This window comes from Dactylosporangium sp. NPDC005555, from assembly GCF_040605635.1.
In the GTDB taxonomy this organism is placed as follows: Bacteria; Actinomycetota; Actinomycetes; order Mycobacteriales; family Micromonosporaceae; genus Dactylosporangium.
Window position 1 is genome coordinate 198,267 of sequence record NZ_JBEXDG010000006.1, and the last position, 24,027, is coordinate 222,293.

At 71.1% G+C, this 24,027-nt stretch carries 21 protein-coding genes and 1 pseudogene; 11 read left to right on the top strand and 11 right to left on the bottom strand.

Annotation, left to right across the window (positions count from 1 at the left end):
- Positions 1 to 353 precede the first annotated feature (353 nt).
- From ABZS58_RS09790 to ABZS58_RS09800, 3 genes are all read right to left on the bottom strand, one after another.
- Positions 354 to 1,058, bottom strand: coding sequence for an HNH endonuclease family protein (locus ABZS58_RS09790; protein WP_354779516.1), 705 nt, complete (start codon positions 1,056 to 1,058; stop codon positions 354 to 356).
- Positions 1,059 to 1,289: 231 nt separating this feature from the next.
- A complete protein-coding gene (gene leuA / locus ABZS58_RS09795) occupies positions 1,290 to 2,996 on the bottom strand; it encodes a 2-isopropylmalate synthase (protein ID WP_354779518.1) in 1,707 nt (568 codons plus the stop codon).
- Positions 2,997 to 3,155: 159 nt separating this feature from the next.
- A complete protein-coding gene (locus ABZS58_RS09800) occupies positions 3,156 to 3,959 on the bottom strand; it encodes a hypothetical protein (RefSeq protein ID WP_354779520.1) in 804 nt (267 codons plus the stop codon).
- A gap of 120 nt (positions 3,960 to 4,079) precedes the next feature.
- Between ABZS58_RS09800 and ABZS58_RS09805 the strand changes: the two genes are divergently transcribed.
- Positions 4,080 to 5,345 carry an aspartate kinase gene (locus ABZS58_RS09805; RefSeq protein WP_354779709.1) on the top strand — a complete coding sequence of 422 codons (1,266 nt, stop codon included), beginning with the start codon at positions 4,080 to 4,082 and terminating at the stop codon, positions 5,343 to 5,345.
- An 11-nt stretch (positions 5,346 to 5,356) separates the two neighbouring features.
- Positions 5,357 to 6,421, top strand: coding sequence for an aspartate-semialdehyde dehydrogenase (locus ABZS58_RS09810; protein WP_354779522.1), 1,065 nt, complete (start codon positions 5,357 to 5,359; stop codon positions 6,419 to 6,421).
- 636 nt (positions 6,422 to 7,057) lie between these two features.
- Here ABZS58_RS09810 and ABZS58_RS09815 read toward each other — a convergent pair.
- Positions 7,058 to 8,701, bottom strand: a complete 1,644-nt coding sequence (locus ABZS58_RS09815) for a DNA repair helicase XPB (RefSeq protein ID WP_354779711.1) — start codon at positions 8,699 to 8,701, stop codon at positions 7,058 to 7,060.
- Between the two features lie 295 nt (positions 8,702 to 8,996).
- Between ABZS58_RS09815 and ABZS58_RS09820 the strand changes: the two genes are divergently transcribed.
- A complete protein-coding gene (locus tag ABZS58_RS09820) occupies positions 8,997 to 9,191 on the top strand; it encodes a hypothetical protein (RefSeq protein ID WP_354779524.1) in 195 nt (64 codons plus the stop codon).
- Between the two features lie 44 nt (positions 9,192 to 9,235).
- Entirely contained in the window at positions 9,236 to 9,487 is a 252-nt protein-coding gene (locus ABZS58_RS09825) for a hypothetical protein (RefSeq protein WP_354779526.1), read from the top strand.
- 565 nt (positions 9,488 to 10,052) lie between these two features.
- Here the strand turns inward: ABZS58_RS09825 and ABZS58_RS09830 are convergent.
- Both ABZS58_RS09830 and ABZS58_RS09835 read right to left on the bottom strand, forming a co-directional pair.
- Positions 10,053 to 12,413, bottom strand: coding sequence for a helicase-associated domain-containing protein (locus ABZS58_RS09830; protein WP_354779528.1), 2,361 nt, complete (start codon positions 12,411 to 12,413; stop codon positions 10,053 to 10,055).
- A gap of 77 nt (positions 12,414 to 12,490) precedes the next feature.
- Positions 12,491 to 14,125, bottom strand: coding sequence for a glycosyl hydrolase family 18 protein (locus ABZS58_RS09835; protein WP_354779530.1), 1,635 nt, complete (start codon positions 14,123 to 14,125; stop codon positions 12,491 to 12,493).
- 135 nt (positions 14,126 to 14,260) lie between these two features.
- Between ABZS58_RS09835 and ABZS58_RS09840 the strand changes: the two genes are divergently transcribed.
- Both ABZS58_RS09840 and ABZS58_RS09845 read left to right on the top strand, forming a co-directional pair.
- Positions 14,261 to 14,899, top strand: a complete 639-nt coding sequence (locus tag ABZS58_RS09840) for a haloacid dehalogenase-like hydrolase (RefSeq protein ID WP_354779713.1) — start codon at positions 14,261 to 14,263, stop codon at positions 14,897 to 14,899.
- 49 nt (positions 14,900 to 14,948) lie between these two features.
- A complete protein-coding gene (locus ABZS58_RS09845) occupies positions 14,949 to 15,347 on the top strand; it encodes a cold-shock protein (protein ID WP_354779532.1) in 399 nt (132 codons plus the stop codon).
- 25 nt (positions 15,348 to 15,372) lie between these two features.
- Here ABZS58_RS09845 and ABZS58_RS09850 read toward each other — a convergent pair whose 3' ends face one another.
- The 3 genes and pseudogenes from ABZS58_RS09850 to ABZS58_RS09860 all read right to left on the bottom strand — a co-directional run.
- The gene (locus ABZS58_RS09850) at positions 15,373 to 16,191 is read right to left on the bottom strand and encodes a 1,4-dihydroxy-6-naphthoate synthase (protein WP_354779534.1); all 819 of its coding nucleotides are present in this window, start codon (positions 16,189 to 16,191) and stop codon (positions 15,373 to 15,375) included.
- A gap of 141 nt (positions 16,192 to 16,332) precedes the next feature.
- Positions 16,333 to 17,025, bottom strand: a complete 693-nt coding sequence (locus tag ABZS58_RS09855; RefSeq protein WP_354779536.1) for a futalosine hydrolase — start codon at positions 17,023 to 17,025, stop codon at positions 16,333 to 16,335.
- Between the two features lie 821 nt (positions 17,026 to 17,846).
- Positions 17,847 to 19,097 (bottom strand): annotated as a pseudogene (locus ABZS58_RS09860) (MFS transporter); the annotation flags it as partial.
- 63 nt (positions 19,098 to 19,160) lie between these two features.
- Here ABZS58_RS09860 and ABZS58_RS09865 point away from each other — a divergent pair.
- Positions 19,161 to 20,012, top strand: coding sequence for a DUF3027 domain-containing protein (locus ABZS58_RS09865; RefSeq protein WP_354779538.1), 852 nt, complete (start codon positions 19,161 to 19,163; stop codon positions 20,010 to 20,012).
- Positions 19,999 to 20,694, top strand: a complete 696-nt coding sequence (locus ABZS58_RS09870; protein WP_354779540.1) for a helix-turn-helix domain-containing protein — start codon at positions 19,999 to 20,001, stop codon at positions 20,692 to 20,694. The genes ABZS58_RS09865 and ABZS58_RS09870 overlap by 14 nt, the downstream gene beginning before the upstream one ends.
- Here ABZS58_RS09870 and ABZS58_RS09875 read toward each other — a convergent pair.
- Positions 20,684 to 21,079 carry a VOC family protein gene (locus ABZS58_RS09875; RefSeq protein WP_354779542.1) on the bottom strand — a complete coding sequence of 132 codons (396 nt, stop codon included), beginning with the start codon at positions 21,077 to 21,079 and terminating at the stop codon, positions 20,684 to 20,686. The genes ABZS58_RS09870 and ABZS58_RS09875 overlap by 11 nt on opposite strands.
- Before the next feature lie 9 nt (positions 21,080 to 21,088).
- Positions 21,089 to 21,322, bottom strand: a complete 234-nt coding sequence (locus ABZS58_RS09880) for a DUF2530 domain-containing protein (protein WP_354779715.1) — start codon at positions 21,320 to 21,322, stop codon at positions 21,089 to 21,091.
- 105 nt (positions 21,323 to 21,427) lie between these two features.
- Between ABZS58_RS09880 and ABZS58_RS09885 the strand changes: the two genes are divergently transcribed.
- Genes ABZS58_RS09885 through ABZS58_RS09895 form a run of 3 tightly spaced genes read left to right on the top strand, consistent with a single transcriptional unit; the run spans position 21,428 to position 24,013 of the window.
- The gene (locus tag ABZS58_RS09885) at positions 21,428 to 21,868 is read left to right on the top strand and encodes a MarR family transcriptional regulator (RefSeq protein WP_354779717.1); all 441 of its coding nucleotides are present in this window, start codon (positions 21,428 to 21,430) and stop codon (positions 21,866 to 21,868) included.
- Positions 21,865 to 23,190 (top strand): MFS transporter, encoded by a 1,326-nt coding sequence (locus ABZS58_RS09890; protein WP_354779544.1) that lies wholly within the window; start codon positions 21,865 to 21,867, stop codon positions 23,188 to 23,190. The genes ABZS58_RS09885 and ABZS58_RS09890 overlap by 4 nt, the downstream gene beginning before the upstream one ends.
- A gap of 46 nt (positions 23,191 to 23,236) precedes the next feature.
- A complete protein-coding gene (locus tag ABZS58_RS09895; protein ID WP_354779546.1) occupies positions 23,237 to 24,013 on the top strand; it encodes a maleylpyruvate isomerase family mycothiol-dependent enzyme in 777 nt (258 codons plus the stop codon).
- Positions 24,014 to 24,027: the final 14 nt, after the last annotated feature.

A 24,027-nucleotide genomic window follows, 5' to 3' on the forward strand; every position in this document is an offset into this window, starting at 1 on the left:
GAAGCCCCGGCAGCATCAGCAGCACCGGAAGCACCAGCGGCCCCGGCAGCGCCGGTAGCGCCGGCAGCCGCAGGCCCGGCAGCAGGATCAGCGGGCGCCGCAGAAGCAGCCGCAGCCGCCGGAGGAGCCGCAGCCGCAGACGGAGCCGCGGCTGCTGGAGTGGGAGGCGCCGAGGCAGCCGGTACATCAGCGGCGGCCGCAACCGGAGGTGATGCCGGCGCCGGGGCGGCCGGAGGAGCTGATGCGGGGGCGGCCGATGCCTCCGTTGTAGCCGGTGCCGCTCCTGGCCCCGGTGCCGCGTCTGCCATTTCGGCCGCCCTTCAGTCGCACGAGAAGACGAGTATGCGCGCTGCCTACTTGCAGGTCGCCAGCATGTCCGTCAGCGCCGACTTCTCGGCGGCGGTCACGGTCAGCTTGTAGAAGCTCTTCACCGTTACCCAGTCTTGCGCATACGTGCACCAGTAGGCCTTGTTCGGCGGCTTCCACGTCGACGGGTCCTGGTCACCCTTGGACCGGTTCGACTGGAGGCTGACCGCGAAGAGCTGCGGCCTGGTCAGGTCGTTGGCGAACTGCTTGCGCTGCTCGTCGGTCCACTTGCTGGCACCGGACCGCCAGCCGGCGGCGAGCGGCACCATGTGGTCGATGTCGAGCGCCTTCGGGTCGGTGAGGTTCTTGTCGTCGTACGGGCTGTACCAGGCACCGGAAAGGATCTTGCATTCGGCGTCGGCCTTGACGTCCTTGCCGTCACGCTTGAGCACGACGTCGCGGGTGTCGCAGCCGCCGCCCTGCCCGATCCAGTGGGTGAACTTCTCGCGGCTGTAGCCGGCCATCGACCCGTTCGCCGCGACGGTGAGCTGTTCGAGCGCGGCCGTGGCGCCGGCGGGATTGCCGGCGGGCGGCTTGGACGCGCCGGTGGTGGCACCACCGTTGCCCGCCGGTGTCGACGAGCTGGGCGCGGACGCGCCCGGCGTGGAGGAGACCTCGCAGCTGCCGGCGCCGGTGAGCACCGTGGCGAGCGCGAGGGCGAGGATGACGGCTTTGCCGTTGGAGGGGCGCACGCCACCACTGTGCGGCATCGGCGCACGCGGCGCGCGCAGCGCCACGGTGCGATTCCCGACACGAACCGGGCGGCGGACCTCGAAGAGCCGGGACCGCGGTCCCTGTCGCACGGGACACCACGCCCGGCAGGATCGGCCGCATGCGAACGAAAACCTGGGCAGGACCCACATAAAAACGCCATATGAACCGCGAAGGCCGGCCCCCGGAAGGGCCGGCCTTCGACGGACGGCTCAGCCGCGGTTCGCGGCGCTCAGCACGGCATGCAACGATGCGGTCACAATGTTCGCGTCGATGCCGACACCCCAGAAGGTCCGGCCGTCGACGGAGCACTCGACATACGCCGCGGCCTGCGCGCTCTCGCCCGCGGTGAGGGCGTGCTCGGCATAGTCCAGGACCCGCACGTCGACGCCGAAGTCGCCCAGCGCGTGCACGAACGCGTCGATCGGGCCGTTTCCGGTGGCGGAGACCGACCGGACCTCGCCGTCGACCGCCACCTCGGCCGTCAGCGTGACCTTGCCGTCCACCGTCGAGGCCTCGTACCCCTGCAGCGCGAAACGACGGTCGGAGAAATACTCCGCGGAGAAGAAGTTCCACATCGCCTGCGGGCTGACCTCGCCGCCCTCGTCGTCGGTGTGCCGCTGCACGACGCCGGAGAACTCGATCTGCAGCCGGCGCGGCAGGTCGAGGTGGTGCTCGGACTTCATGACGTAGGCGACGCCGCCCTTGCCGGACTGCGAGTTGACCCGGATGACCGCCTCGTAGGAGCGGCCCACGTCCTTGGGGTCGATCGGCAGGTACGGCACGCCCCAGGTGAATCGGTCGACCTCGACGCCCGCGGCCGCCGCGTCCCGCTGCAACGCGTCGAAGCCCTTCTTGATCGCGTCCTGGTGGGAGCCGGAGAAGGCCGTGTAGACCAGGTCGCCGGCGTACGGGTGGCGCTCGTGCACGGGCAGCTGGTTGCAGTACTCGACGGTGCGCTTGACCTCGTCGACGTTGGAGAAGTCGATCTGCGGGTCGACGCCCTGGGAGAACAGGTTCAGCCCCAGCGTGACCAGGTCGACGTTGCCGGTGCGCTCACCGTTGCCGAACAGGCAGCCCTCGACCCGGTCGGCGCCGGCCAGCAGGCCCAGCTCGGCGGCGGCGACGGCGGTGCCGCGGTCGTTGTGCGGGTGCAGCGACAGCACGACCGAGTCGCGCCGCGGCAGGTTGCGCGACATCCACTCGATGGAGTCGGCGTAGACGTTGGGGGTCGCCATCTCCACCGTCGCCGGCAGGTTGACGATCAGCGGACGGTCGGGGGTCGGCTGCAGCACGTCGATGACGGCGCTGCAGACCTCCAGCGCGTAGTCCAGCTCGGTGCCGGTGTAGGACTCCGGCGAGTACTCGTAGTAGATCTCCGTGTCGGGCGTGATCGCCTCGGCGTACTTCTGGCACAGCCGCGCGGCGCTGGTGGCGATGTCGGTGATCCCGGCCTTGTCCAGGCCGAACACCACCCGCCGCTGCAGCGTCGACGTCGAGTTGTAGAAGTGCACGATGGCCCGCTTCGCGCCGCGCAGCGACTCGAACGTGCGCTCGATCAGGGTGTCCCGGCACTGGGTCAGGACCTGGATGGTGACGTCCTCGGGGATCAGGTCCTGCTCGATCAGCGTCCGCACGAAGTCGAAGTCGGTCTGCGACGCGGACGGGAAACCTACCTCGATCTCCTTGTAGCCCATGCGGACCAGCAGCCCGAACATGCGGCGCTTGCGCTCCACGGACATCGGGTCGATCAGCGCCTGGTTGCCGTCGCGCAGGTCGACCGCGCACCAGCGGGGGGCGACCGTGACCTCGCGGGAGGGCCACCGGCGGTCGGTCAGCGGGACCGGGAACTGTTCACTGAAAGGCCGGTAGCGCTCGACGGGCATCCGGCTGGCAGTCTGATTGGCGATCTCGGACATGGATCAACGCTCCTGGGAAAGGTGGTCGGGACCAAGAAGGGTCGACCGGCAGGAGCGCAGACGCGACTCAACCCCGCGACGAGGTGCCGGCCTGTCGGGCCTCGTCGCGGCGACGAAGAAGGAGAACCGTCCGCCACATGTCGAGCGAGAGCCTACCACTCACCGGGAGCGCGAGATCGACGGTGCGACCGACGGTGACGAAGCCGACGGTTTCGGTGGCGGCGGCGACGTCGTCCCGAGCGGAGCGGTGGTGACGACCGGCCCGGGCAGGGTGATCGTCTCGGGCGCCGGCGCGGGGTCCCCGGTGAGCGTCAGCTGGCCGAGCGGGATCTTGGCGGCCACCAGCATGCCCCGGTCGTTGTAGCAGAACACGCCGGCGTCGATCGGCGGCTGTACCGCGGTGACCCCGGGCTCGACCGCGAAGCACGGCGCGGACGTGCCCGCCAGGGGCTCCGCGGGCGCCACGGCCAGGGGCACCTGCCGGTCGAGCAGCACGTCGAGCCAGGCGATGAAGACGTACTGCAGCTTCGGGTCGATCGCGACCGGCAGCTTCTTGTTCGTGGCGGCGACCCTCACGCAACCGCTCGCCGGGTTGATCGCGCACTGGTAGACACCCTCGGGCCGGTTCGCGATCGCGACATCGGCGGTGCCGCCGAGCGCGCCGCCCTGGATGTCGACCCGCCAGGTGCGGTCGGTGGCGACCGTGACCAGCACCGAACGCGGCGCCCTGCCCTGCGCGACGAGGGTGTACGCGGCGATGTACCGCTGGTCCTTGGCGACCGCGACCCGGGCGGCGAGCTGGCCGCGAGGGTCCGGCTGTGCGGGCGCCCCGGTCGCCGGCGCCGACGGCATGTCCACCGGCTCGCCGGAGCCGCAGGCCGCCAGCAGCACTCCGGTGATCACGGCGAGCGCCGTGCCGGTGGTCACAGTGATCGCGGTTACCCGGCCCTGACGTGAGCGCACGTGCGTATTCTCGCCTGCCGGGCGGCCGGATCGTGGGAACGCCACTCCCGAGGGATGGCCGTCGCCGGTACGCTCGGCTGCGTCTACATCGCCCGTACGGGTGGAAAGGAGCTCGACGGCGTGGCGCTGATCGTGCAGAAGTACGGCGGGTCGTCCGTCGCCAACGCCGAGCGCATCAAGCGCGTCGCCGAGCGGATCGTCGACACGCGGAAAGCCGGCAACGAGGTCGTCGTGGTCGTCTCGGCCATGGGCGACACCACCGACGAGCTCCTCGACCTCGCGTCGCAGGTCAGCCCGGTCCCGGCGGGGCGCGAGCTGGACATGTTGCTCACCGCCGGCGAGCGCATCTCCATGGCGCTGCTCGCGATGGCGATCAACAATCTGGGATACGAGGCAAGGTCGTACACCGGCAGCCAAGCGGGCGTGATCACCACCTCGACGCACGGCCGGGCCCGGATCATCGACGTCACCCCGGGACGCCTCCGCGGCGCGCTCGACGAGGGTGCGATCGCGATCGTCGCCGGCTTCCAGGGTGTGTCGCAGGACACCAAGGACATCACCACCCTCGGCCGGGGCGGCTCGGACACCACGGCGGTCGCGCTCGCCGCGGCACTGCACTCCGACGTGTGCGAGATCTACACCGACGTCGACGGGATCTTCACCGCCGACCCGCGGGTGGCGAAGAACGCGCGACACATCAAGCAGATCACGTACGAGGAGATGCTCGAGCTGGCCGCCTGCGGCGCGAAGGTGCTGCACCTGCGCAGCGTCGAATACGCGCGGCGGTTCAACCTGCCGATCCACGTCCGATCGTCATACTCGACCGCCAACGGCACCATGGTCACCGGATCGATAGAGGACCTTTCTGTGGAGCAAGCACTCATCACCGGCGTCGCGCACGACCGCAGCGAAGCGAAGATCACCATCGTCGGCGTGCCCGACCAGCCCGGCGTCGCCGCGCGGATCTTCCAGACGGTCGCCGCCGCGGAGACCAACATCGACATGATCGTGCAGAACGTGTCGACCGAGGGCACCGGCCGCACCGACATCTCCTTCACGCTGCCGAAGACCGACGGCGCCACCGCCAAGGCCGCGCTCGAGCGCGTCAAGGCCACCGTCGACTTCCGCGAGATCCTGTTCGACGACCACGTCGGCAAGGTCTCGCTCATCGGCGCCGGCATGCGCTCCAACCCGGGCGTCGCGGCCAAGCTCTTCGCCGCCCTCGCCGAGGCCGGCGTCAACATCGAGATGATCTCCACCTCGGAGATCCGGGTGTCCGTCGTCTGCCGCGACACCGACCTCGACGTCGCCGTCCGCGCCATCCACGACGCGTTCGAGCTCGGCGGCTCCGAGGAAGCCGTGGTATATGCGGGGACCGGACGGTAGGTTCGCTCGTTATGAGCGCGTTACCAACGCTGGCCGTCGTCGGTGCCACCGGCGCCGTCGGCACCGTCATGTGTGAGCTGCTCTCCTCCCGCAAGAACATGTGGGGGGAGATCCGCCTCGTCGCCTCCAAACGCTCCGCCGGCCGCACCCTGGTCGTGCGGGGCGAGGAGGTCGTCGTCCAGGAGCTCGCCGCCGACGTCTTCGACGGCGTCGACGTGGCGATGTTCGACGTCCCCGACGAGGTCTCCGCCGAGTGGGCCCCGATCGCGGTCTCCCGCGGCGCCATCGCGGTCGACAACTCCAGCGCCTTCCGCATGGATCCCGATGTACCGCTGGTCGTGCCGGAGATCAATCCCGAGCAGTCCAGAAACCGCCCCAAGGGCATCATCGCCAACGCGAACTGCACCACCCTCGCGATGATCGTGGCCCTCGCCCCACTGCATCGCGAGTACGGCCTCAAGGAGCTGGTCCTGGCGTCGTACCAGGCAGTCTCCGGCGCCGGCAAGGACGGCGTCGACACGCTGCTCGGCCAGCTGGAACGCGTCGCCGGCGACCGCACCCTCGGCTCCCGCTCGGGCAACGTCCGCCAGGCGGTCGGCGACGACCTCGGCCCCTTCCCCGCGCCGCTCGCCCTCAACGTGGTCCCCTGGGCAGGCTCGCTCCGCGACGCCGGCTGGTCCTCCGAAGAGCTCAAGATGCGCAACGAGTCCCGCAAGATCCTCGGCCTGCCCGACCTGAAGGTCTCCGCGACCTGCGTCCGCGTCCCGGTCGTCACCGGCCACTCCGTCGCCATCCACGCCGTCTTCGGCGTCGAGGTCGACGCCGAGGGCGCCCGCGAGGTCCTGCGCCACGCCCCCGGCGTGATCCTGGTCGACGACCCCGCCGCCGGCGAGTTCCCGATGCCGATCGACGCCGTGGGCACCGACCCGTCGTGGGTCGGCCGCATCCGCCGCTCGATCGACGACCCTCGCGCCCTGGACCTCTTCGTCACCGGCGACAACCTCCGCAAGGGCGCCGCCCTCAACACCGCCCAGATCGCCGAGCTCCTCTCCAAGGAACTCCAGGCCGCATCCTGACCCCCACCCTCCGACCCGCCACCCTGGCGGCCCGGGCAGGCTGCCCCGGGCCGGCGCCGGCCACGGATGCGTGTTGCACGGCAGCCCATACGCGCGAGGTCGGCACCGGGGTCGGGGCGCGGGCAGGCGGGTTGTTGACCTGTCTGCGGACCCCACTCATGCCGGGCGCCGACCGGTCCATCGCCCTGCCGATGCTGGCGGCCTCCATCCGGTGCCCGGCTACTCGGCACGGACCGGCACGGACCGGCACGGCGCCTACCAGCAGGCTCTTGGGCACGAACAGGCGGGCGTCGACCTGTCTGCGAACCGGCCCGTGCCGACGCCGGCCGGCACCGCTCTGCTGGGAAGGTGCTCTTGAACCCGGGCAGGTCGGCGACCGATCGACCCGTGCGCCCTGCCGTGCCGCGGTCTTCTTCGAGGCAGCAGCCCTGCTCGGCGCTGGGTGCGGGCAGGCGAGTCCCGCTCCGCTGCGCACCTTTCGCGCATACGGTGGCCGTCCGCGGCAGATGACGGTGCTCTGAATCCGCACGGGTCGGCGACCGGCCGACCCGTGCGCCCTGCTGCGCCCTGCTGCGCCCTGCTGCGCCGCGCCGGGTCAGGTGTTGGCTCGGACGGTCGGTTGGTCGGCGAGCGGTCCTACGGGGCGAGCACGTCGTCGGCGTCCGTGATGGTGTAGGCGTAGCCCTGCTCGGCCAGGAAGCGCTGCCTGTGCGCGGCATACTCGGTGTCGATCGTGTCGCGGGCCACGACCGTGTAGAAGTGGGCCTGGCGTTTGTCGGCCTTCGGCCGCAGGACGCGGCCGAGGCGCTGGGCCTCCTCCTGGCGGGAGCCGAAGCTGCCCGACACCTGGATCGCCACGGCGGCCTCGGGCAGGTCGATGGAGAAGTTGCCGACGCGGGAGATGACGAGGGTCTTGAGCTCGCCGGCGCGGAACGCGTCGAACAGCCGCTCGCGCTCCTTGTTGGTGGTCGAGCCCTGCACGATCGGGGCGTCCAGGAACTCGCCCAGTTGGTGCAGCTGGTCGATGTAGCCACCGATGACCAGGATCTGGTCGCCCTTGTGCCGCTCGACCAGGGCGCGGACCACGGGCAGCTTCGTGCGGGCGGTGGCGGCGACCCGGTAGCGCTCCTCGGGCTCGGCGACCGCATAGGTCATCCGCTCAGCGTCGGTGAGCGTGACGCGCACCTCGACGCACTCGGCCGGGGCGATCCAGCCCTGCGCCTCGATGTCCTTCCACGGCGCGTCGTAGCGCTTCGGGCCGATCAGGGAGAACACGTCGCCCTCGCGGCCGTCCTCGCGGACCAGGGTCGCGGTCAGCCCGAGCCGGCGCCTGGCCTGCAGGTCGGCGGTGAACCGGAAGATCGGCGCGGGCAGCAGGTGGACCTCGTCATAGACGATGAGGCCCCAGTCGCGGGCGCCGAACAGGTCCAGGTGCGGGAACGCGCCGCCGCGGCGGGTGGTCAGCACCTGATACGTGGCGATCGTGACCGGGCGGATCTCCTTGCGCTCGCCGGAATACTCGCCGATCTCCTCTTCGGTCAGGCTGGTGCGGGCGATCAGCTCGCGCTTCCACTGCCGGCCGGCGACCGTGTTCGTGACGAGGATCAGGGTGGTCGCCTTGGCCTCCGCCATCGCGGCCGCGCCGACGAGGGTCTTGCCGGCGCCGCAGGGCAGGACGACGACGCCGGAGCCGCCGGCCCAGAACGAGTCGACCGCCTCGCGCTGATAGGAGCGCAGGACCCAGCCGTCCTCGGCCAGGTCGATCTGGTGCGCCTCGCCGTCGACATAGCCCGCGAGGTCCTCCGCCGGCCAGCCCAGCTTCAGCAGCGACTGTTTGAGCCGGCCGCGCTCGGACGCGTGCACGATGAGCGTGTCGGGGTCGATGTTGGCGCCGAGCATGCCGGCCAGTTTCTTGCTCTTGGCGACCTCGACCAGCACCGCACGGTCCAGACCGCGCAGGACGAGACCGTGGACCGGGTCGTTGAGCAGCTGGAGGCGACCATAGCGGTCCATCGTGTCGGCGATGTCGACGAGCAGCGCGTGCGGCACCGGATACCGCGAGAACCGCAGCAGCGCGTCGACGACCCCCTCGGCGTCGTGCCCGGCGGCACGCGCATTCCACAGGCCGAGCGGCGTCAGGCGATAGGTGTGCACGTGCTCCGGCGAGCGCTCCAGCTCGGCGAACGGTGCGATCGCCATCCTGCACGCCAGCGCGTCGGGATGGTCGACCTCAAGCAGCAGGGTCTTGTCGGACTGGACGATCAATGGACCTTCGGGCACGGGAACCAGTGTCGCACGCACCTATGACACTTCCCGAAATGTGGGAGATTTGGAATTTGCGCAACCTTTCGGGGGTCGGATCGCGTCTGAACTTATGACGGCCATGCGGTGGATGCGATCGATTCGCCTCCATCGCTTGTCATGTCGCTGTTGTGCCGCAAGTCGGTGGTGGAGCCGGACGTCCGCGTTCGGATCGGGATATGGCGGTGTGGTCGCGGGGGCCGGCTACCGCCTTCTTTCCGATCGGTATCGGGGGTGGACGCGTCGTCCGCTCCGCCTCCGTAGACTGGTCGCCGTGGGTCGGCGGTTGGGTGACGGAGCGGCCTTGGCGTTCGGCGGGCTCGCCGCGGCGGCGGTGGCCGTCGGGTGGTTTCTGCTGTCCTCGCAGGTGGCGCACACCGACGTCCAGACCGCGGTCAGCGAGTCCCTCGGCGCGATCCTCGTCCTCATGCTGATCGTCTCCGTGATCGGATCCATCCGCCGGGGTTGATGAGGGGCCGTGACAGCGGCCGATGAGTCGGTACGCTGTGGAAGGTGACCGATCTGGAGGGCACGCAGGCATCGACCGTCGGCGATGATTCCCGGGCAGGTTTCTCACCGCTGGCGATGCTCGGCGTCGCCACCGTCGGCGCGCTGGGCCTGACCTGGTTCCTGGTGTCGTGGCTCGTGCTCGGCAGCCCGCTCACCGACGCGATCGGCGAGACGGTCGGCAGCCTCGCCGTGATCCTGCTGATCGTCTCGATCATCGGTGCCGCCCGCGCGGACGACTCCCCGGGTCGCGGCTGAGCTCACAAAAGTCGGCCGCGGCGTGTGTACGGGCACCGCGCCGCCGCGATTCGTGACCGGTTCCGGTTTCGTGACCGACGGCCGGGCCGCAGGCTGAGTGTCTAGGACTGCCAGAGATGACGCTTCTGGCGGTCGGAGCCGGCGCCGTCCCGCGTGCCGTTGGGTCAGGGGGTGTGCCGGATCAGCACGCGTGCGACCCGCTTGCCGGGGGAGTTCGTGACGGGTGGGGGGCCGGGCAAGGACGGGCGGAGGCCGCATGGTCGAGGCGCCTCGGGTGTCCGCGGCCGGGACGGTCGCGGCGTGACCCCGGCCGGACAGGACGTGGCTGAGCCCGGCCGGGCGGCTGCGGGCTTGTCACGGCCTACGGCAACTACCAGCGGCGGGACAGGGAAGCCCGTCCAGGCCTGGCGACTCGCCCGATCTGGCCCGATGAGCCGCGCCGCTTCCCCCCGGACCTGGCGCTGACGGGGAGCGACGGACCTGAAGCGGCAATGGACCTGGTGGCCACCGACCCCGGCACCGGCCAGACCGAGCGGAGCGACGGACCTGAAGCGGCAATGGACCCCTACACGGAGCCGTCCTCCGGCGCGGCGGCGGTGATGCGGTGCAGGGCGAACGTGTGCAGCATCTCGGTCCGCTCGTCCTCGGCGCGCAGGTAACCGCCGCCCATCGACACGGGCCTGACCAGGCGGGACGCGGTGGCGCCGTGGGAGTCGACATAGCCGACCCAGACTCGGGTCTTGTCGCGCAGCGCCTGCTGGAGGACCTCGAGGGCCTCGGTGTGCGACGACGTGGACGCGCCGTTGGCGCGGACGGTCACGGGGGCGCGGCGGGCCACGCGGGCGGCGGCGTCGCCCCGGCGGATCTGCTCGATGACGCCCGCGAGGCGTGGGGTGGACAGGCGGGCCGCGGCGGCCGGGTCCTCGATGCCGCGGTGCGCCCAGCTGGGGCGGGGTGGGCCGCGGCGGGCCTTCGGGCGGGTCAGGACGGCGGCGCCGGTCGAGTCCTCCTGGATCGGCGGATAGCCGGCCTCGCGGAGGGCCTCCAGGAGGCGTGCGGGCGTGTGGCGGCTGGCCAGGACGGTCGGGGCGAGGCGGCGCAGGGTCAGCGGCTGGAGGCGGCGGTCGGCGAGGACCTCGGCGATCAGGGTCTCGTCGTCGCTGCGGACATAGGAGTTGGCGGAGCCGATGCGCATGCCGCCGTGGCGGCGGGCCATGTCGTCGATGAGGTAGGTGAGGGTCTGCGGGACCGGGGTGCGGGAGCGGCGGGCGAGGAGTGCGTGCAGGTCGGCGGCACTGTAGCCGGCGTCGAGGCTGCGGCGGACCGACTCGGCGGTGATGCGGAAGACGCTGGCGGACTCCTGCACGCCGAGGAGCTCGAGCTCGCCGGCGAGGGTCGGCTCGGGCGGGCCGGGGACGATGACCGACAGGTCGGCCTGGAGCAGGACATGGTCGACCGGGGGCGGCAGGAGCGTGTCGAGCAGGGCCGCGGAGCCGGTGAGCGCGGTGCCGTCGGGCGCGTTGAGGCCGAGCGGGTCGTCGGTGTCGACGCTGCCGGAGATCACCTCGTCGACGACCAGCCGGCCATAGCCGGTGAGGCCGCCATAGCCGGTCAGGCCGATGAGGGCGGCCTCGGCGAGATTGGCCTCGACCGCCACGGCGGCGCTGCGGGACACCCGGCGCGGGGTGCGCCAGGAGAGCAGGTCGACGACGTCGGACGGGGCGATGGTGGCGCCCGGCGGGAGCTCGGCCAGGACCTGCAGCGCGGCGCGGCGCTGGGCGGGGGCGCCGGGGCGGGACAGCTCGGGGGCGAGTGCGTTGAACGGGCGGTCGCGGTCGTCGCGCTGGCCGATGAGCGACGGCGCCCTGGTCATCGTCAGCCAGGTCACGGCGATGCGGTGCCAGCGGGCGGCGATGCCGAAGGCGCGCCACACGTCATAGGCGACCGTGGGCAGGAAGACGCTCTCGACCCGCTTGTTGTCGATGATCTCCTCGCCGAGCAGGCCCGCGGCGGCGGCGATCTCGACCAGGAGGGCGGCGGCCTGCTCGTCGACGCCGACGAGCTTGGCGAAGCGGCGCAGCTCGCGCACGCCCATGCCGCCGGAGCGCAGCACGGTCGGGGGGTCGGCGTTGATCGCCTCGATCAGCGCCTCAAGGTTGCGCACCAGCTCGAGCACCTGGCCGGCGCCGGCGCGGTCGAGCTGGGCGACGTCGCGGGTCGGGGTCTGCACCTGCGGCGGGTCGGGGTGCAGCTGGCCGAGGGGGCCGCCGTCGCGGCGCAGGACGAGCGACACCTCCACCGGCAGCTCGACGGCGTCGCGGCTGACCGCGACCAGCAGGCGCTGCTCAACCAGCCAGCCCACCGGCGAGTCGGGGCCGGCCTTCAGGTTGACAGTGCCGACAGGTGGGCCCGCGGCGAGCCGGTCGAGCACCGCGCGGGCGGCGGGCGGCGCGGCGAGCAGCGTGCGGCGCAGCTTCGCGGCGTCGGCGACCAGGGCGCCGGCGAGCGGGTCGAGCTCGGCGGCGGGCCGGCCGAGCCCCGCCGGATAAGGGGAGCAGACCTCGTCGACGGCGCCGACGATGCGCAGGGCGCTGTCGTGCCCATAGGCGATGCCGTGCTGCAGCAGCAGGTCGATCGCGCCCCGAACCCTCGCGGCCTCGACGCCGGACGCGGCGGTGAGCGCCAGGACCGCCTCGGTGGACGTGGTGTGGCCGATGCGTGTGTACCGCAGCGCGTCGAGGATCTCCAGCGTGAACGTGTCGAGCCCGTCGAGCGCGCGGGCCACCGCCACCCGCGACTGGGCGCGGTGTGCCAGCGCGGAGAAGTCGGAAGGAGGCGGGATGACCAGATCCGGGCGCAACCGGATGAGCGCCATCAGCCCGTCGTCGGGCAGGGCGCGGAAATGGTCTGCGAGCGAGGTAGTCATCTCACCTCATACGCTAACCGCCCGGTATGACAAAAGAGGGCGGGGCCACCGGCCCCGCCCTCTCCCGAAGAGGTTTGTTACTTCAGACCGTTGCTCACCGCGGTGATCAGCTCACCGTTGGTGGTGTCGCCGGAGAGCTCCCAGAAGAACGCACCGCCGAGGCTCTGCGTCTTCGCGTAGCCCATCTTGCCGGTGATGGTCGACGGGGTGTCGTAGCTCCACCAGTTGCTGCCGCACTTGGCGTACGCGGTGCCGCCGATGGTGCCGGTGGTCGGGCAGGTGTTCTTCAGGACCTTGTAGTCCTCGTTGCCGGCCTCGTACGTGCCGGGAGCAGCACCGGTGGCCGAGCCGCCGGGGGTGGCCTGGGTGACGCCGGTCCAGCCGCGGCCGTAGAAGCCGATGCCGAGCAGCAGCTTGTTGGCCGGGATGCCCTTCGACTTGAGCTTGGCGATCGCGACGTCGGAGCAGAAGCCCGCGGTCGGGATGCCGGCGTAGCAGCTCAGCGGCGAGTGCGGGGCGGTCGGGCCCTGCGCGGCGAACGCGCCGAAGTAGTCGTACGTCATCGGCATGAGCCAGTCGAGGTTGTTCACGGCGCCGGCGTAGTCGGTCGCGTCGATCTTGCCGCCGTTGGTGCCGTCGGCCGTGATGGCCGCGGTGACCAGCTTGCTGGAGCCGAACTTGGCGCGCAGCGCGCCGATCACGTTCTTGAACGCGTTCGGGCCACTGGCGTCGCACTGCAGGCCACAGGCGTTCGGGTACTCCCAGTCGATGTCGATGCCGTCGAAGACACCGGCCCAGCGCGGGTCGTTGACCAGGTTGTAGCAGGAGTTCGCGAACGCGGTCGGGTTGGCGGCGGCCTGGGTGAAGCCGGCCGACCAGGTCCAGCCACCGAAGGACCAGATCACCTTCAGGTGCGGGTACTTCGCCTTGAGCTTCTTGAGCTGGTTGAAGCTGCCGCGCAGCGGCTGGTCCCAGGTGTCCGCGACGCCGTCGACCGAGTCGGCCGCCGTGTACGCCTTGTCGTAATCGGCGTAGCTGTCACCGATGGAGCACTGGCCGCCGGTCGTGTTGCCGAACGCGTAGAGGATGTGCGTCAGCTTCGCCGCGGAGCCGCTCGTGTCGATGTTCTTCACGTGATAGTTGCGGCCGTAGACGCCCCACTCCGCGAAGTATCCGACGACCTTCTTGGCGCCGGTCGGCGGGTTCGAGGTGGGCGGGTTGGAGGTCGGGGGGTTCGAGGTGGGCGGGTTCGACGTCGGAGGGTTGGACGTCGGGGGGTTCGAGGTCGGCGGGTTGGTGGTGGGGGTGCCACCGCTACACGTCACGCCGTTGATCTTGCAGTTGACCGGCGGCTTCGCGCCGCTGCCGTTCATGCCCCAGCTGAAGCTGGCACCGGCGGCGAGCGTCGGCGACCATGACTTGTTCTTGGCGACGTAGTGCTGACCGGTGCGCACGACGTCGGCGTCCCAGAAGCTCGTGATCTGACCGCCCGCGGGCAGGTCGAACTCAAGAGTCCACCCGTTGATGGTGCTGGCGGTGCCGTTGGTGATCTTGTAGTTGGCGCCCCAGCCGCTGCCCCAGTCCTGGTCGACCGTGAACGTTGCGCTGAGGTTGCCGGCGGCGTTGGCGGTAGTGGTGACGATCGGGACGACGGCCCCGGCCACTGCCAGCGCGGCGGCGACGATGAGGCCGTTGCGGACGGATCGTTTCATCGCGTCTCCTGGATGATCCTTTAGGAAACTTTCCTAAAAGTGTTGGAGACGTTAGTGGTCGAAGTCTCACCACGTCAACTGCCGATCGGTGCGTATTTCGATGGCTTGCCTATCGTGACCTGGGCATCCTTAAAGGTGTCTCAACAACCGGTTGTCATTGGCTTTGACCTTGACATGACGCTCCTCGACACCAGGCCCGGGATCGCAGCGACGTATCGGGCGCTCACAGCGCGTACGGGCGTGCATGTCGACGCCGATCTCGCCGTCTCCCGCCTCGGTCCACCGCTCAGGACGGAGATGTCCGAATGGTTCCCACCTTCCGCGGTTGAGGAAGCGGTCAGCATTTATCGAGATTTGTACATTCACCATGCGATCGTGCCGGCCGTGGCGCTGCCCGGGGCGTTCGAGGCGTTGGCGGCGGTCCGCTCCATCGGCGGACGGATCGTCGTGATCACATCGAAGCTGGGCCGGCTCGCCTCGCTCCATCTCGCGCATCTGGACATTCCGGTCGACGAGGTGCACGGCGATGTCTTCGCCGCGGAGAAGGCGTCGGTACTGACGGCGATCGGTGCCACGGCCTACGTCGGCGATCACGTGGCCGACATGCAGGCCGGCGCCCTGGCCGGCGTGCCCGTCCTGGGCGTGACCACCGGGCCCTGCTCCGCCGCTGACCTGCACGCCGCCGGTGCCACGGCGGTCGGCGCCGATCTGCACGCGTTCCCGGCGTTTCTCCGGCGCGTGATCTCGGTTGGCCGTCCGGGAAGCGGTGACTAGCCTTGTGGTGTTGTGGGTGGGACGGGTCAACACTGGGGAGCAGGACAGCGTGCCGACGGGTCGAGTGAAGTGGTACGACACGGAGAAGGGTTTCGGGTTCCTCACCAGCGACGACGGCGGCGACGTCTTCGTGCACAAGGCGGCGCTGCCGGCGAGTGCGGGTGAGTTGAAGACCGGCCAGCGGGTCGAGTTCGGGGTGGTTGAGAGCCGCAAGGGCAACCAGGCGATGCACGTCAAGCTCCTCGACGCGCCGCCCTCCGTGACCGAGGCGCGTGCCGTCGCCAACCGTCGCCAGCCCGATGAGCTGCACGGCCTGATCGAAGACATGATCAAGGTCCTCGAGGCGAAGATCCAGCCCGATCTGCAACGGGGGCGGTATCCCGACCGGAAGATCGCCAAGACCGTCGCCGAGGCCGTGCACCTGGTGGCGCGGGAGCTGGAAGTTTAGCCCTTGGCCGTTGGGCGCCGGCCGCTCAGACGCCGACGAGGGGTGTGGCTGGGACCAGCCCCTCGGCGGCGGCCCTGGTCAGCAGGGCGTCGACCGCAGCGTGACCGTCCGGCCCGAGCGACGAGGTGAACTCGTTGACGTAGAGCCCGATGTGCTGGTCGACGACGGCCTGCTCCATTTCCTGGGCGTGCTCCAGGACGTACGGACGGCTGCGGGCGGGATCGGCCCAGGCCTGCCGGACCGACTCCTTGATCCACGCGGTGGCCTGCTCAGGGTCGACCCGGTCGCGGTGCGCGATGATCGCCCCGAGCGGGATCGGCAGCCCGGTGTCGCCCTCCCACCATTCCCCGAGGTCGGCGAGTGCGTGCAACCCGTGCCGCTGGAAGGTGAACCGCGCCTCGTGAATCACCAGCCCGGCGTCGAACTGCCCCTTGGCCACCGCCGGCATGATCTCCGCGAACGGCACGATCTCCACACGCTTCGGCGGCGCTCCCGCCGACCACAGGCGCATCAGCAGATACGCGGTGGTGCGGTCACCCGGCACGGCAACGGTCCTGCCCTCCAGGCTGGTGACCGCTTGATCCTTGACCAGCACCAGCGGGCCGCAACCCCGCCCGAGCGCCCCGCCGCACGGCAGCAGCGTGTACTTGTCCAGCAGCCACGGCAGCGCCGCGTAACTGACCTTGACCAGGTCGAACTCGCCCCGCTCGGCAGCGGTGTTGGTCACGTCGACGTCGGCATACGTCACGTCGAACGCCGGCGCCCCTGGCACCAGCCCGTGCGCGAGCGCGTGAAAGACGAACGTGTCGTTGGGGCACGGCGAGAAGGCGAGCGAGAGCGTCACAACCTCGAATCTAACCCCGAACCCCGGAACCACACGCTGAGTGGCGAAACGCCCGCTGTGACCCTCGCAACGCAACACTCGTGATCTGTGAAGACTTCTTGCTGCCCTGGCGACGACACCTCTTCCGGATCATGGGCGTCGTCAGCGGCCGGCGAGGGTGGCGAAGGCCTCGCGGAGGGTTTCGAGGGCCTGGGGGATGCGCCAGGCGGCCCGGTCGCGAGGGCCGACGGCGTTGGAGACGGTGCGGATCTCGCCGAACGCGGTGCCGGGCCAGAGGCGGGCGGCGGTGGCGACGCCGAAGCCCTCCATGGCCTCGGCGACGGCGTCCGGGTGGCGCTTCTCGACGGCTTCCTTGGTCTCGGCGGTGCTGGTGACCGTGGAGACGGTGAGGACGGGCCCGCCGACGGCCTCGGGGAGTGCCTGGCGCAGGATGCGGAGCAGGGCGGGGTCCGCGTCGTGGCGAGCGACGCCGAAGCCCAGGTCGTCGACGCTCTCGAAGCCGTCAGGGCCCGCGGCGCCGAGGTCGGCGGCGACGGTTTCGGTGGCGACGACGAGGCCGCCGATCTCGACCCGTCCGGCGAAGCCGCCCGCGATCCCGGCGGAGAGGACCACGCCGAAGGGGCGGCCGTCGTTGACCGCGGTCGTCGTGAACTGGGCGGTCACGGCCGCCGCGGCGGCGGGGCCGACGCCCGCGGCGACGACGACGATCGGGGCGCCGGACTCCAGGTCGTCGGGGCGTGGGTCGGTGATGCCGAGGCCGGCGAGCACGGTGGTCCGCTCGACGTCGACGGCGGTGACGATCAGCGCACGGTCATGTCCGAGGAACGGTCTCATCGGTCGTCATCCTCCAGGCGTCTGGTCGGGTCGATGCCTGAGGGGCGATACAGCGTGTATCCAGGCGGTGCGAGCGGCGCCGTCCCGTCCTCCACGTCGACGGCAGGCATCCGCCGCGTCGCATCGGCCGGCTGGCGAGGACCGGCCGAGCCGCCCGTCGCACCAGAACCAGCGCCGCCACCAGCGCCACCACCGGGCCCACCGCTGGGGCGACCGCCGGTCGGCTCGGCTGAGGGGCCGGTTGCCGGACCGGCGGCGGGGCGACGGCGACGCCACCCGAACCGGCGCCGCGACTGGTCACCTCCAGCGCGCTGATCGACGGTTGGTGCCTCATCGCCGGGACCGGACTGGAACGGCATCCGCCGGGTCCCACCGGCATCCGCGGTCGCAGGCCGGGGCACGGTCGTGGCGTCAGATCCACCCCGCCGGCCGAAGCCGCCGGCTCCGCCGGAACCGGAACCGTAACCGCCGGCTCCGCCGGAACCGTAACCGCCGGCTCCGCCGGAACCGGAACCGCCGACTCCGCCCGAGGCGCCACCCGCCGGCCTGCCGGCCCGCGTGCCCGAACCACCGCCGCTCGAACCACCGCTCGAACCACCGGCCGAACTGCCGGCCGATTCGCCACCTGGGCCGCCGCCGTAGTCGCCGGTCGAGGCGCCGGTCGCAGAGGCGGCAGCCGGGACAGGGTCCGTGGGTTGCTCGTCGTGGTCGAGCGGGGCGCCGCGCAGGCGCTCCTTGCGCAGGGTGATCGCCGACCAGATCGCCCGCACCGCGCCGAGCCCGATGAACACGGCGGCCACGATCATGCCCCAGCCGCTGCCGAACGGGATGAGCCCGACCGCGCCGCCGAGCACCCACGCCACCATGAGCAGCGTCTCGGAGTGGGCGAACGCGCTGGCCCTGACCTGCTCGTCGGCGCGCTCCTGGATCGAGGCGTCGACGGCGAGCTTGGCCAGGCCGCTCGCGATCGCCGTGACCAGGCACAGCAGCGCGACTGCGCCCAGGGAGTTGCGGTCGGCGGCGATGAGCGCCACGAACGCGGTGATCGCGATCCCGACCGCCTGCAGCAGCGCCGGCCGGTGGATGCGCAGCCGGGTGCCCACCGCCGTCGCCAGGAACGAGCCGACGCCGAGCGCCGCGGCCACGACCACGATCGCCACCTGCTCGGACAGCTTCCACGGGCCGAGGCCGACCGGCAGCGAACGGTCCTTGATCGCGAACACCAGGAACAGGGTCAGGAAGCCATAGAGCGCACGCAGGGTCGCGCTGCCGACCAGAGCGCCGACGACGACCCGGCCGGAGAGCACCTTCGCGCCGCGGTGGCTCGGGCGCTGCAGGACGCGCGGGACCTGCTCGGGCGGGTCCGAGTCGGCGCGCGGCGGCAGCCGGAGGGACGTGACCATGCCGTAGAAGAACACGATGATCGACAGCCGCAGCGGCCACTGCGGGCCGAACTGCGCCGCGACCAGGCCGACCGGCAGGACGAGCGCCCCGGCGAGCGTGCCATAGACGGAGGCGCGGGCCCCGGCCTCGGACAGACCGAGCCCCTTGGGCAGCACACGGGGCACGGCGGCGCTTCTGGCGACGCCATAGGCGCGGGAGAGCACGAGCATGCCGAACGCGGCCGGATAGAGCGCCCAGCCGGTCAGGTGCTCGGAGATCAGGACGGCCAGGAACGCCCGGCCGAGCATCGTCGTGGCGAGCGCATAGCGGCGGCCGTGCCGGAACCGGTCGAGCACCGGCCCCACGATCGGCGCCAGCAGCGCGAACGGCAGCATCGTCACGATCAGATAGAGCGCGACCCGGTCGCGGGCCTCGCCCGCCGGCACCGAGAAGAAGATCGTGCCGGCGAGGCCGAGCGCGACGAGCGTGTCGCCGGCGCAGGACGCCGCGTGCAGGTCGAGCAGGCGGAGCATGCCGGTCTCGCCGCCGGCGCCCCGCTCGCGGGCGCGCAGCATGCCGCGCCCCACGAACCGGCCGGCCCGGGCGCCGCCCACGGTGGCGACCCGTGCTGCTCGCACGGTCGTCACCACGGTCTGCGCCACGCCTCGAATCACCGACATACCCCCCATCCTGAACCATGGGTGCGACAGTTTCCGGCCACGCCGGGGCCGCCGTGCTCATCGGGCGTGGCGATGAGGAAGAATGGAGGGGTGACAGCCTCGACTGCCCCGACCCGTTCCAGCGGCCGTGCGGGGAAGCCCGACCAGGTCTGCGCGGATGCCGTGGAGATCGCCCGCCGCGGGCTGGACGTCGTCGACCCCGACCACATCGGCGAGCATCTCGGCGTCGTTGCCGAAGGTGAGCGGCTCGTCACCCACTTCTTCGCCTGTGACCTGCCCGGATATCGGGGCTGGCGCTGGGCGGTGAGCGTGACCCGCATCCCGCGCAGCAAGCAGGTGACGATCTGCGAGTCGACGCTGCTGCCGGGCCCTGAGGCGCTGCGCGCGCCTGAATGGGTGCCGTGGCAGGAGCGGTTGCAGCCGGGCGACCTGGGCGTCGGAGATCTTCTGCCGACGCCTGCGGATGATGTGCGGCTCGCGCCCGGCTATCTCCAGTCCGACGACCCCGCGGTCGAGGAGACCAACTGGGAGCTCGGCCTCGGCCGGGTCCGGGTGCTGTCCCGCGAGGGCCGGCTCGACGCCGCCCAGCGCTGGTATGACGGCGACCGGGGCCCCAACGCGCCGATCTCGGTGGCCGCGCCGTCGGCCGCCCGGTGCGGCTCATGCGGGTTCTATCTGCAGCTCGCCGGGTCGATGCGCCAGGCGTTCGGGGTGTGCGGCAACGAGTATGCGCCCGACGACGCCCAGGTCGTCTCGGTCGACCACGGCTGCGGCGCACACTCCGAGGTGCTGGTCGAGCAGGTCCAGGCGGTCGACGAGCTGCCCACGGTCTTCGACGACAGCGAGGTCGAGTCGGTGTCGGTGAGCCGCGCCCACGGATCGGTCGACGAGGCCGAGCCCGCCGAGCCCTATGGCCACGGCTGAGCGGGGTTACCGGGAGCGACCGTCGCGGACAAGGGCCGCGACGGTCTGGCAACTGGGCCCGGGCAGGAGCGCGGAGTTCCGCATCCTGCCCGACGGCTGCATGGACGTGATCCACCATCAGGGCGGCGAGCTGCTCGTCGCCGGCCCTGACACGGTCGCGAAGCTGGGGACGAGTCCGGCGGGCCGCACGTACACGGCGATCCGCTTCGATCCGGGGCAGGCCCCCGGCATCCTCGGGGTCCACGCGGACGAGCTGCGCGACCAGCGGGTTCCCCTGTCGGCGTTGTGGCCGTCAGCGCAGGTCAGGCGGCTGCAGGAGCGGCTGGACGAGTCCGCAGACCCGGCCGCGGACCTCGACGCGGCATTTGCGAGGAACGACACATCGGACGAGCTCTGGGTGCGCGCTCTGGTCGAGCGGATCAGGGCACAGCGGCCCGTCGCGGAGGTCGCCGCCGAACTGAACCTCAGCGAGCGTCAACTGCACCGCCGTGGCCTGCACCTTTTCGGGTACGGGCTGAAAACCCTCTCCCGCATCCTGCGCGTCAACGCGGCACTCGACCTGGCCCGCGGCGGCATGCCGTTCGGCCTGGTGGCCGCCAGCAGCGGCTACGCCGACCAGGCACACCTCTCGCGAGAGGTGAAGGCGCTGGCCGGCGCGCCGCTGAGCGCCGTCATCCGATAGTGCAGTAGAGATCGACCCCGTGCCCGTCCGGGTCGTGCAGGACGGCGTAGCGCATGCCCCAGAAGGCGTCCCAGGGTGCGAGGTGACCCTCGTACCCTGCGGAAATCATCCTCTCGTAGACCTTGTCGACCTCGGCGGGCGTGTCGCACTCGAACCCGATGGCCGAGCGGCCGTCGCCGCGCGCGCCCGGCTTCCATTCCGGATCGAACGAACGGATCGTCGCCTCGGTGTCCCAGCAGATCCGCATGCCGCCGGGCAGTGCGTGCTCGGCGTGCGGCGCGGAGTCCTGGTCGGCTGGGACGTCGAGGCCGAGCAGGCGGTAGAAGGCCAGCGTCTTGGGCATGTCGGCCACGACGAGGCCGACGTAGTTGAGTGTGGGTGCCATGCCCCGAGGCTATTCGCCGCGGGTCTGTCCGGTCTTGAACGAATCGGACGCCGCGCGCCGCCGCCTGCGGTTGCGGTCGTGCACCACCATGGTCAGCCCGCCCGGAACGCCCCACAGCACCCCGGCGACCGCGATGCCGAACCAGTTGCCGTGCCCGGCGTCGGCCAGCTCGTCGCGAAACGGCAGCATCACGAGCACCGCGAGGATCCACAGACCGATCCCGGCGAGGGCGAACGGCACCATCGGCGGGTCGAGTGGCTTCGGCTGGCTGGTCACGCCGCACACGGTACTCCCGTGATCACCGACACAGGTCGTTAGCCAAGCTCATTAGATAAGCTAACGATTGTGATGGTGCGAACTCCGAAGATCACTGGCGCGCAGCTCGCGGCGGCGCTGCGGGACAGCATCACCAGACTCAACCGCAGGCTGCGTCAGGCGCGGCCGATCGGCGACCTGACGATCACCCAGCTCTCGGCGCTGACCAGCCTCGAGCTCAACGGCGCGCTGACCCCTCGGGAGCTGGCCGACGCCGAGCGGGTGCAGCCGCCGACGCTCACCAAGATCGTGGCGAAGCTGGAGGAGCGCGGCCTCGTCCAGCGCACCCCGCACCCGACCGACGGCCGGCAGGTCATCCTCGCCGCCACCGAGACGGGCCGGGCCGTCATCGCCGAACACCGCCGCGCCCGCGACGAGTGGCTGGCCAAGCAGCTCGCCGCGCTCACCCCAGACGAGCGCGAGACGCTCGGGAAGGCGGCCGAGATCCTCGGCCGAATAGGTCGCAGCGCATGACCGTCTTCGGTTCGCTGAAGGTCCGCAACTACCGGTTGTTCACGACCGGCCAGCTCGTCAAGCTTCTCGGCACGTGGATGATGTTCGTGGCGCAGGACTGGCTCGTCCTGCAGCTCACGGACAACTCGCCGACTGCGCTGGGCATCGTCACGGCGCTGCAGTTCACGCCCGTTCTGCTGCTCACGTTGTACGGGGGCCAGCTCGCCGACCGGTTCGACAAGCGGCGTCTGCTCCTCATCGCCAACGCCGCTTCGGCCCTGGTCGCGGCCCTGCTGGGGGTGCTGGTCGTGACCGGCGTCGTGACCCTCTGGTGGGTGTTCGTGACGGCCGCCCTCTTCGGCATGATCAGCGCGATCGAGACGCCGGTGCGGCAGTCGTTCGTCTCCGAACTGGTCGGCAAGGAACTGCTGCCCAACGCGCTCTCGCTGTCCTCCGCCACGTTCAACACCGCCCGGGTCGTCGGCCCCGCGGTCGCCGGCCTGGTCATCGCGCTGCTGCACGACCGCACCGGCCCGATCTTCCTGCTGACCGCCGGGCTGTGTCTCGCGCCGCTGGTCGGGCTGACCCGCATGCGCACCGCCGAGCTGTTCCGTGTCGAACGACCACCGGTCGCGGCGAGCGATGCCAGTACCATCGACGGACTCCGCTATGTGAAGCACCGGCCGGACCTCAGCCTCGCCATCTTCCTGGTCCTCGTCGTCGGGCTTTTCGGCTTCAACTTCCAGCTCACGCTCGCCGTCCTCGCGAAGGTCGAGTTCAAGGTCGACGCGCAGTACTTCGGCCTCCTCTCGACCGCGCTCGCCGTCGGCGCGCTCGGCGGCGCACTGGCCAGCTCCCGCCGCGCGGCCAGGCCGTCGGTCTACGTGGTGCTCGTGGCCGCGATGCTGTTCGGGGGGTTCGAGACGCTCGTCGGGTTCGCGCCCACGTTCGTCACGGCCGTGCTGCTGCTCCTGCCGACCGGCTTCTTCATGATCTACTTCGCGCAGGCGGCGAACCAGCGCGTCCAGCTCGGCACGGACCCGGAGTTCCGCGGCCGCGTGATGGCGCTGTATGTCCTGGTCTTCCTCGGCAGCACGCCGATCGGAGCGCTGCTCATCGGGTGGTGCGCCGAGCAGTACGGGCCGCGCTCCGGCATCTGGATCGGCGGACTCGCGTCGCTGCTGGCCACGCTCGTGATGGCCGCCCTGCAGCTGCGCAAGGTCGGCGGGAAGGTGAGCGTCCACCTGCGCCCGCGCCCGCACCTGCACGTGTTCGAACCGGCCCGCAAGGACACCCCGGCGTTCGAGCTCCGGGTGCCGCGCGTGCGGCCCGCTGTGCGCTGATCTTGTTCGCCGGTTTTTGTCGTACCCATGTGGTTAGGTCGCGGGCATGGAGCCATCGCGATTGCTGGATTGTCTTGCCGCCGACCAGGGGCGGCTCCGGGATGTGGCCGCCTCGGACCTGGCCGCGGCGGTGCCGAGCTGTCCCGGCTGGACCGTCGCCGACCTGGTCAGGCACGTCGCCGAGGTCTATCTGCACAAGACCGAGTGCATGCGGCTCAACGCCTTCCCCGACCCCTGGCCACCGGCCGGCCTCGACGGTGAGGAGCCGATCGCGCTGCTCGACCGCACCTATGCCGCTCTCGCCGCCGAGTTCGCCGCCCGGGACGTCGCCTCGCCGTCGCCCACCTGGCACGAGCCCGACCAGACGGTCGGCTTCTGGATCCGGCGGATGGCGCAGGAGACCGTGATCCACCGCCTCGACGCCGAGCTGGCGCTCGGGGTGCCGATCGCCCCGATCCCCGACGACCTGGCGATCGACGGGATCGACGAGGTGCTGAAGCTGTTCGTGGGCTATGGCTCGCACGCCTGGCACGAGGATTTCGGCACAGTCCTCGCCGACGCCAAGGGCCGCACGGTCATCGTCGGCGTCGACGGCGGCCCGGGCTGGCTGCTCCGCACCGACGTCGGGGGAGCCGACGTCACCGACGCCGACCCGGCGGCTGCCGCCTCGACCCCCGTGGACGCCACGGTGAGCGGCAGCGCGACAGGACTGCTGCGTTGGCTGTGGGCCCGCGAGTCGCCTGGCGTGTCGCAGGCCCACGCCGAGGGCGACGAGGCCACCCTGACCGAGCTTCGCAACCTGCTGGTGGCCTCGACGCAGTAGCCGATGCGGAAGGG

Bases quoted from the DNA above. Each gene is read 5' to 3' on its own strand.
- leuA (WP_354779518.1), bottom strand. From the start codon at position 2,996: ATGTCCGAGATCGCCAATCAGACTGCCAGCCGGATGCCCGTCGAGCGC.
- ABZS58_RS09810 (WP_354779522.1), top strand. From the start codon at position 5,357: ATGAGCGCGTTACCAACGCTGGCCGTCGTCGGTGCCACCGGCGCCGTC.
- ABZS58_RS09830 (WP_354779528.1), bottom strand. From the start codon at position 12,413: ATGACTACCTCGCTCGCAGACCATTTCCGCGCCCTGCCCGACGACGGG.
- ABZS58_RS09835 (WP_354779530.1), bottom strand. From the start codon at position 14,125: ATGAAACGATCCGTCCGCAACGGCCTCATCGTCGCCGCCGCGCTGGCA.
- ABZS58_RS09855 (WP_354779536.1), bottom strand. From the start codon at position 17,025: ATGAGACCGTTCCTCGGACATGACCGTGCGCTGATCGTCACCGCCGTC.
- ABZS58_RS09865 (WP_354779538.1), top strand. From the start codon at position 19,161: ATGAGGAAGAATGGAGGGGTGACAGCCTCGACTGCCCCGACCCGTTCC.
- ABZS58_RS09870 (WP_354779540.1), top strand. From the start codon at position 19,999: ATGGCCACGGCTGAGCGGGGTTACCGGGAGCGACCGTCGCGGACAAGG.
- ABZS58_RS09875 (WP_354779542.1), bottom strand. From the start codon at position 21,079: ATGGCACCCACACTCAACTACGTCGGCCTCGTCGTGGCCGACATGCCC.
- ABZS58_RS09880 (WP_354779715.1), bottom strand. From the start codon at position 21,322: ATGGTGCCGTTCGCCCTCGCCGGGATCGGTCTGTGGATCCTCGCGGTG.
- ABZS58_RS09885 (WP_354779717.1), top strand. From the start codon at position 21,428: ATGGTGCGAACTCCGAAGATCACTGGCGCGCAGCTCGCGGCGGCGCTG.
- ABZS58_RS09890 (WP_354779544.1), top strand. From the start codon at position 21,865: ATGACCGTCTTCGGTTCGCTGAAGGTCCGCAACTACCGGTTGTTCACG.
- ABZS58_RS09895 (WP_354779546.1), top strand. From the start codon at position 23,237: ATGGAGCCATCGCGATTGCTGGATTGTCTTGCCGCCGACCAGGGGCGG.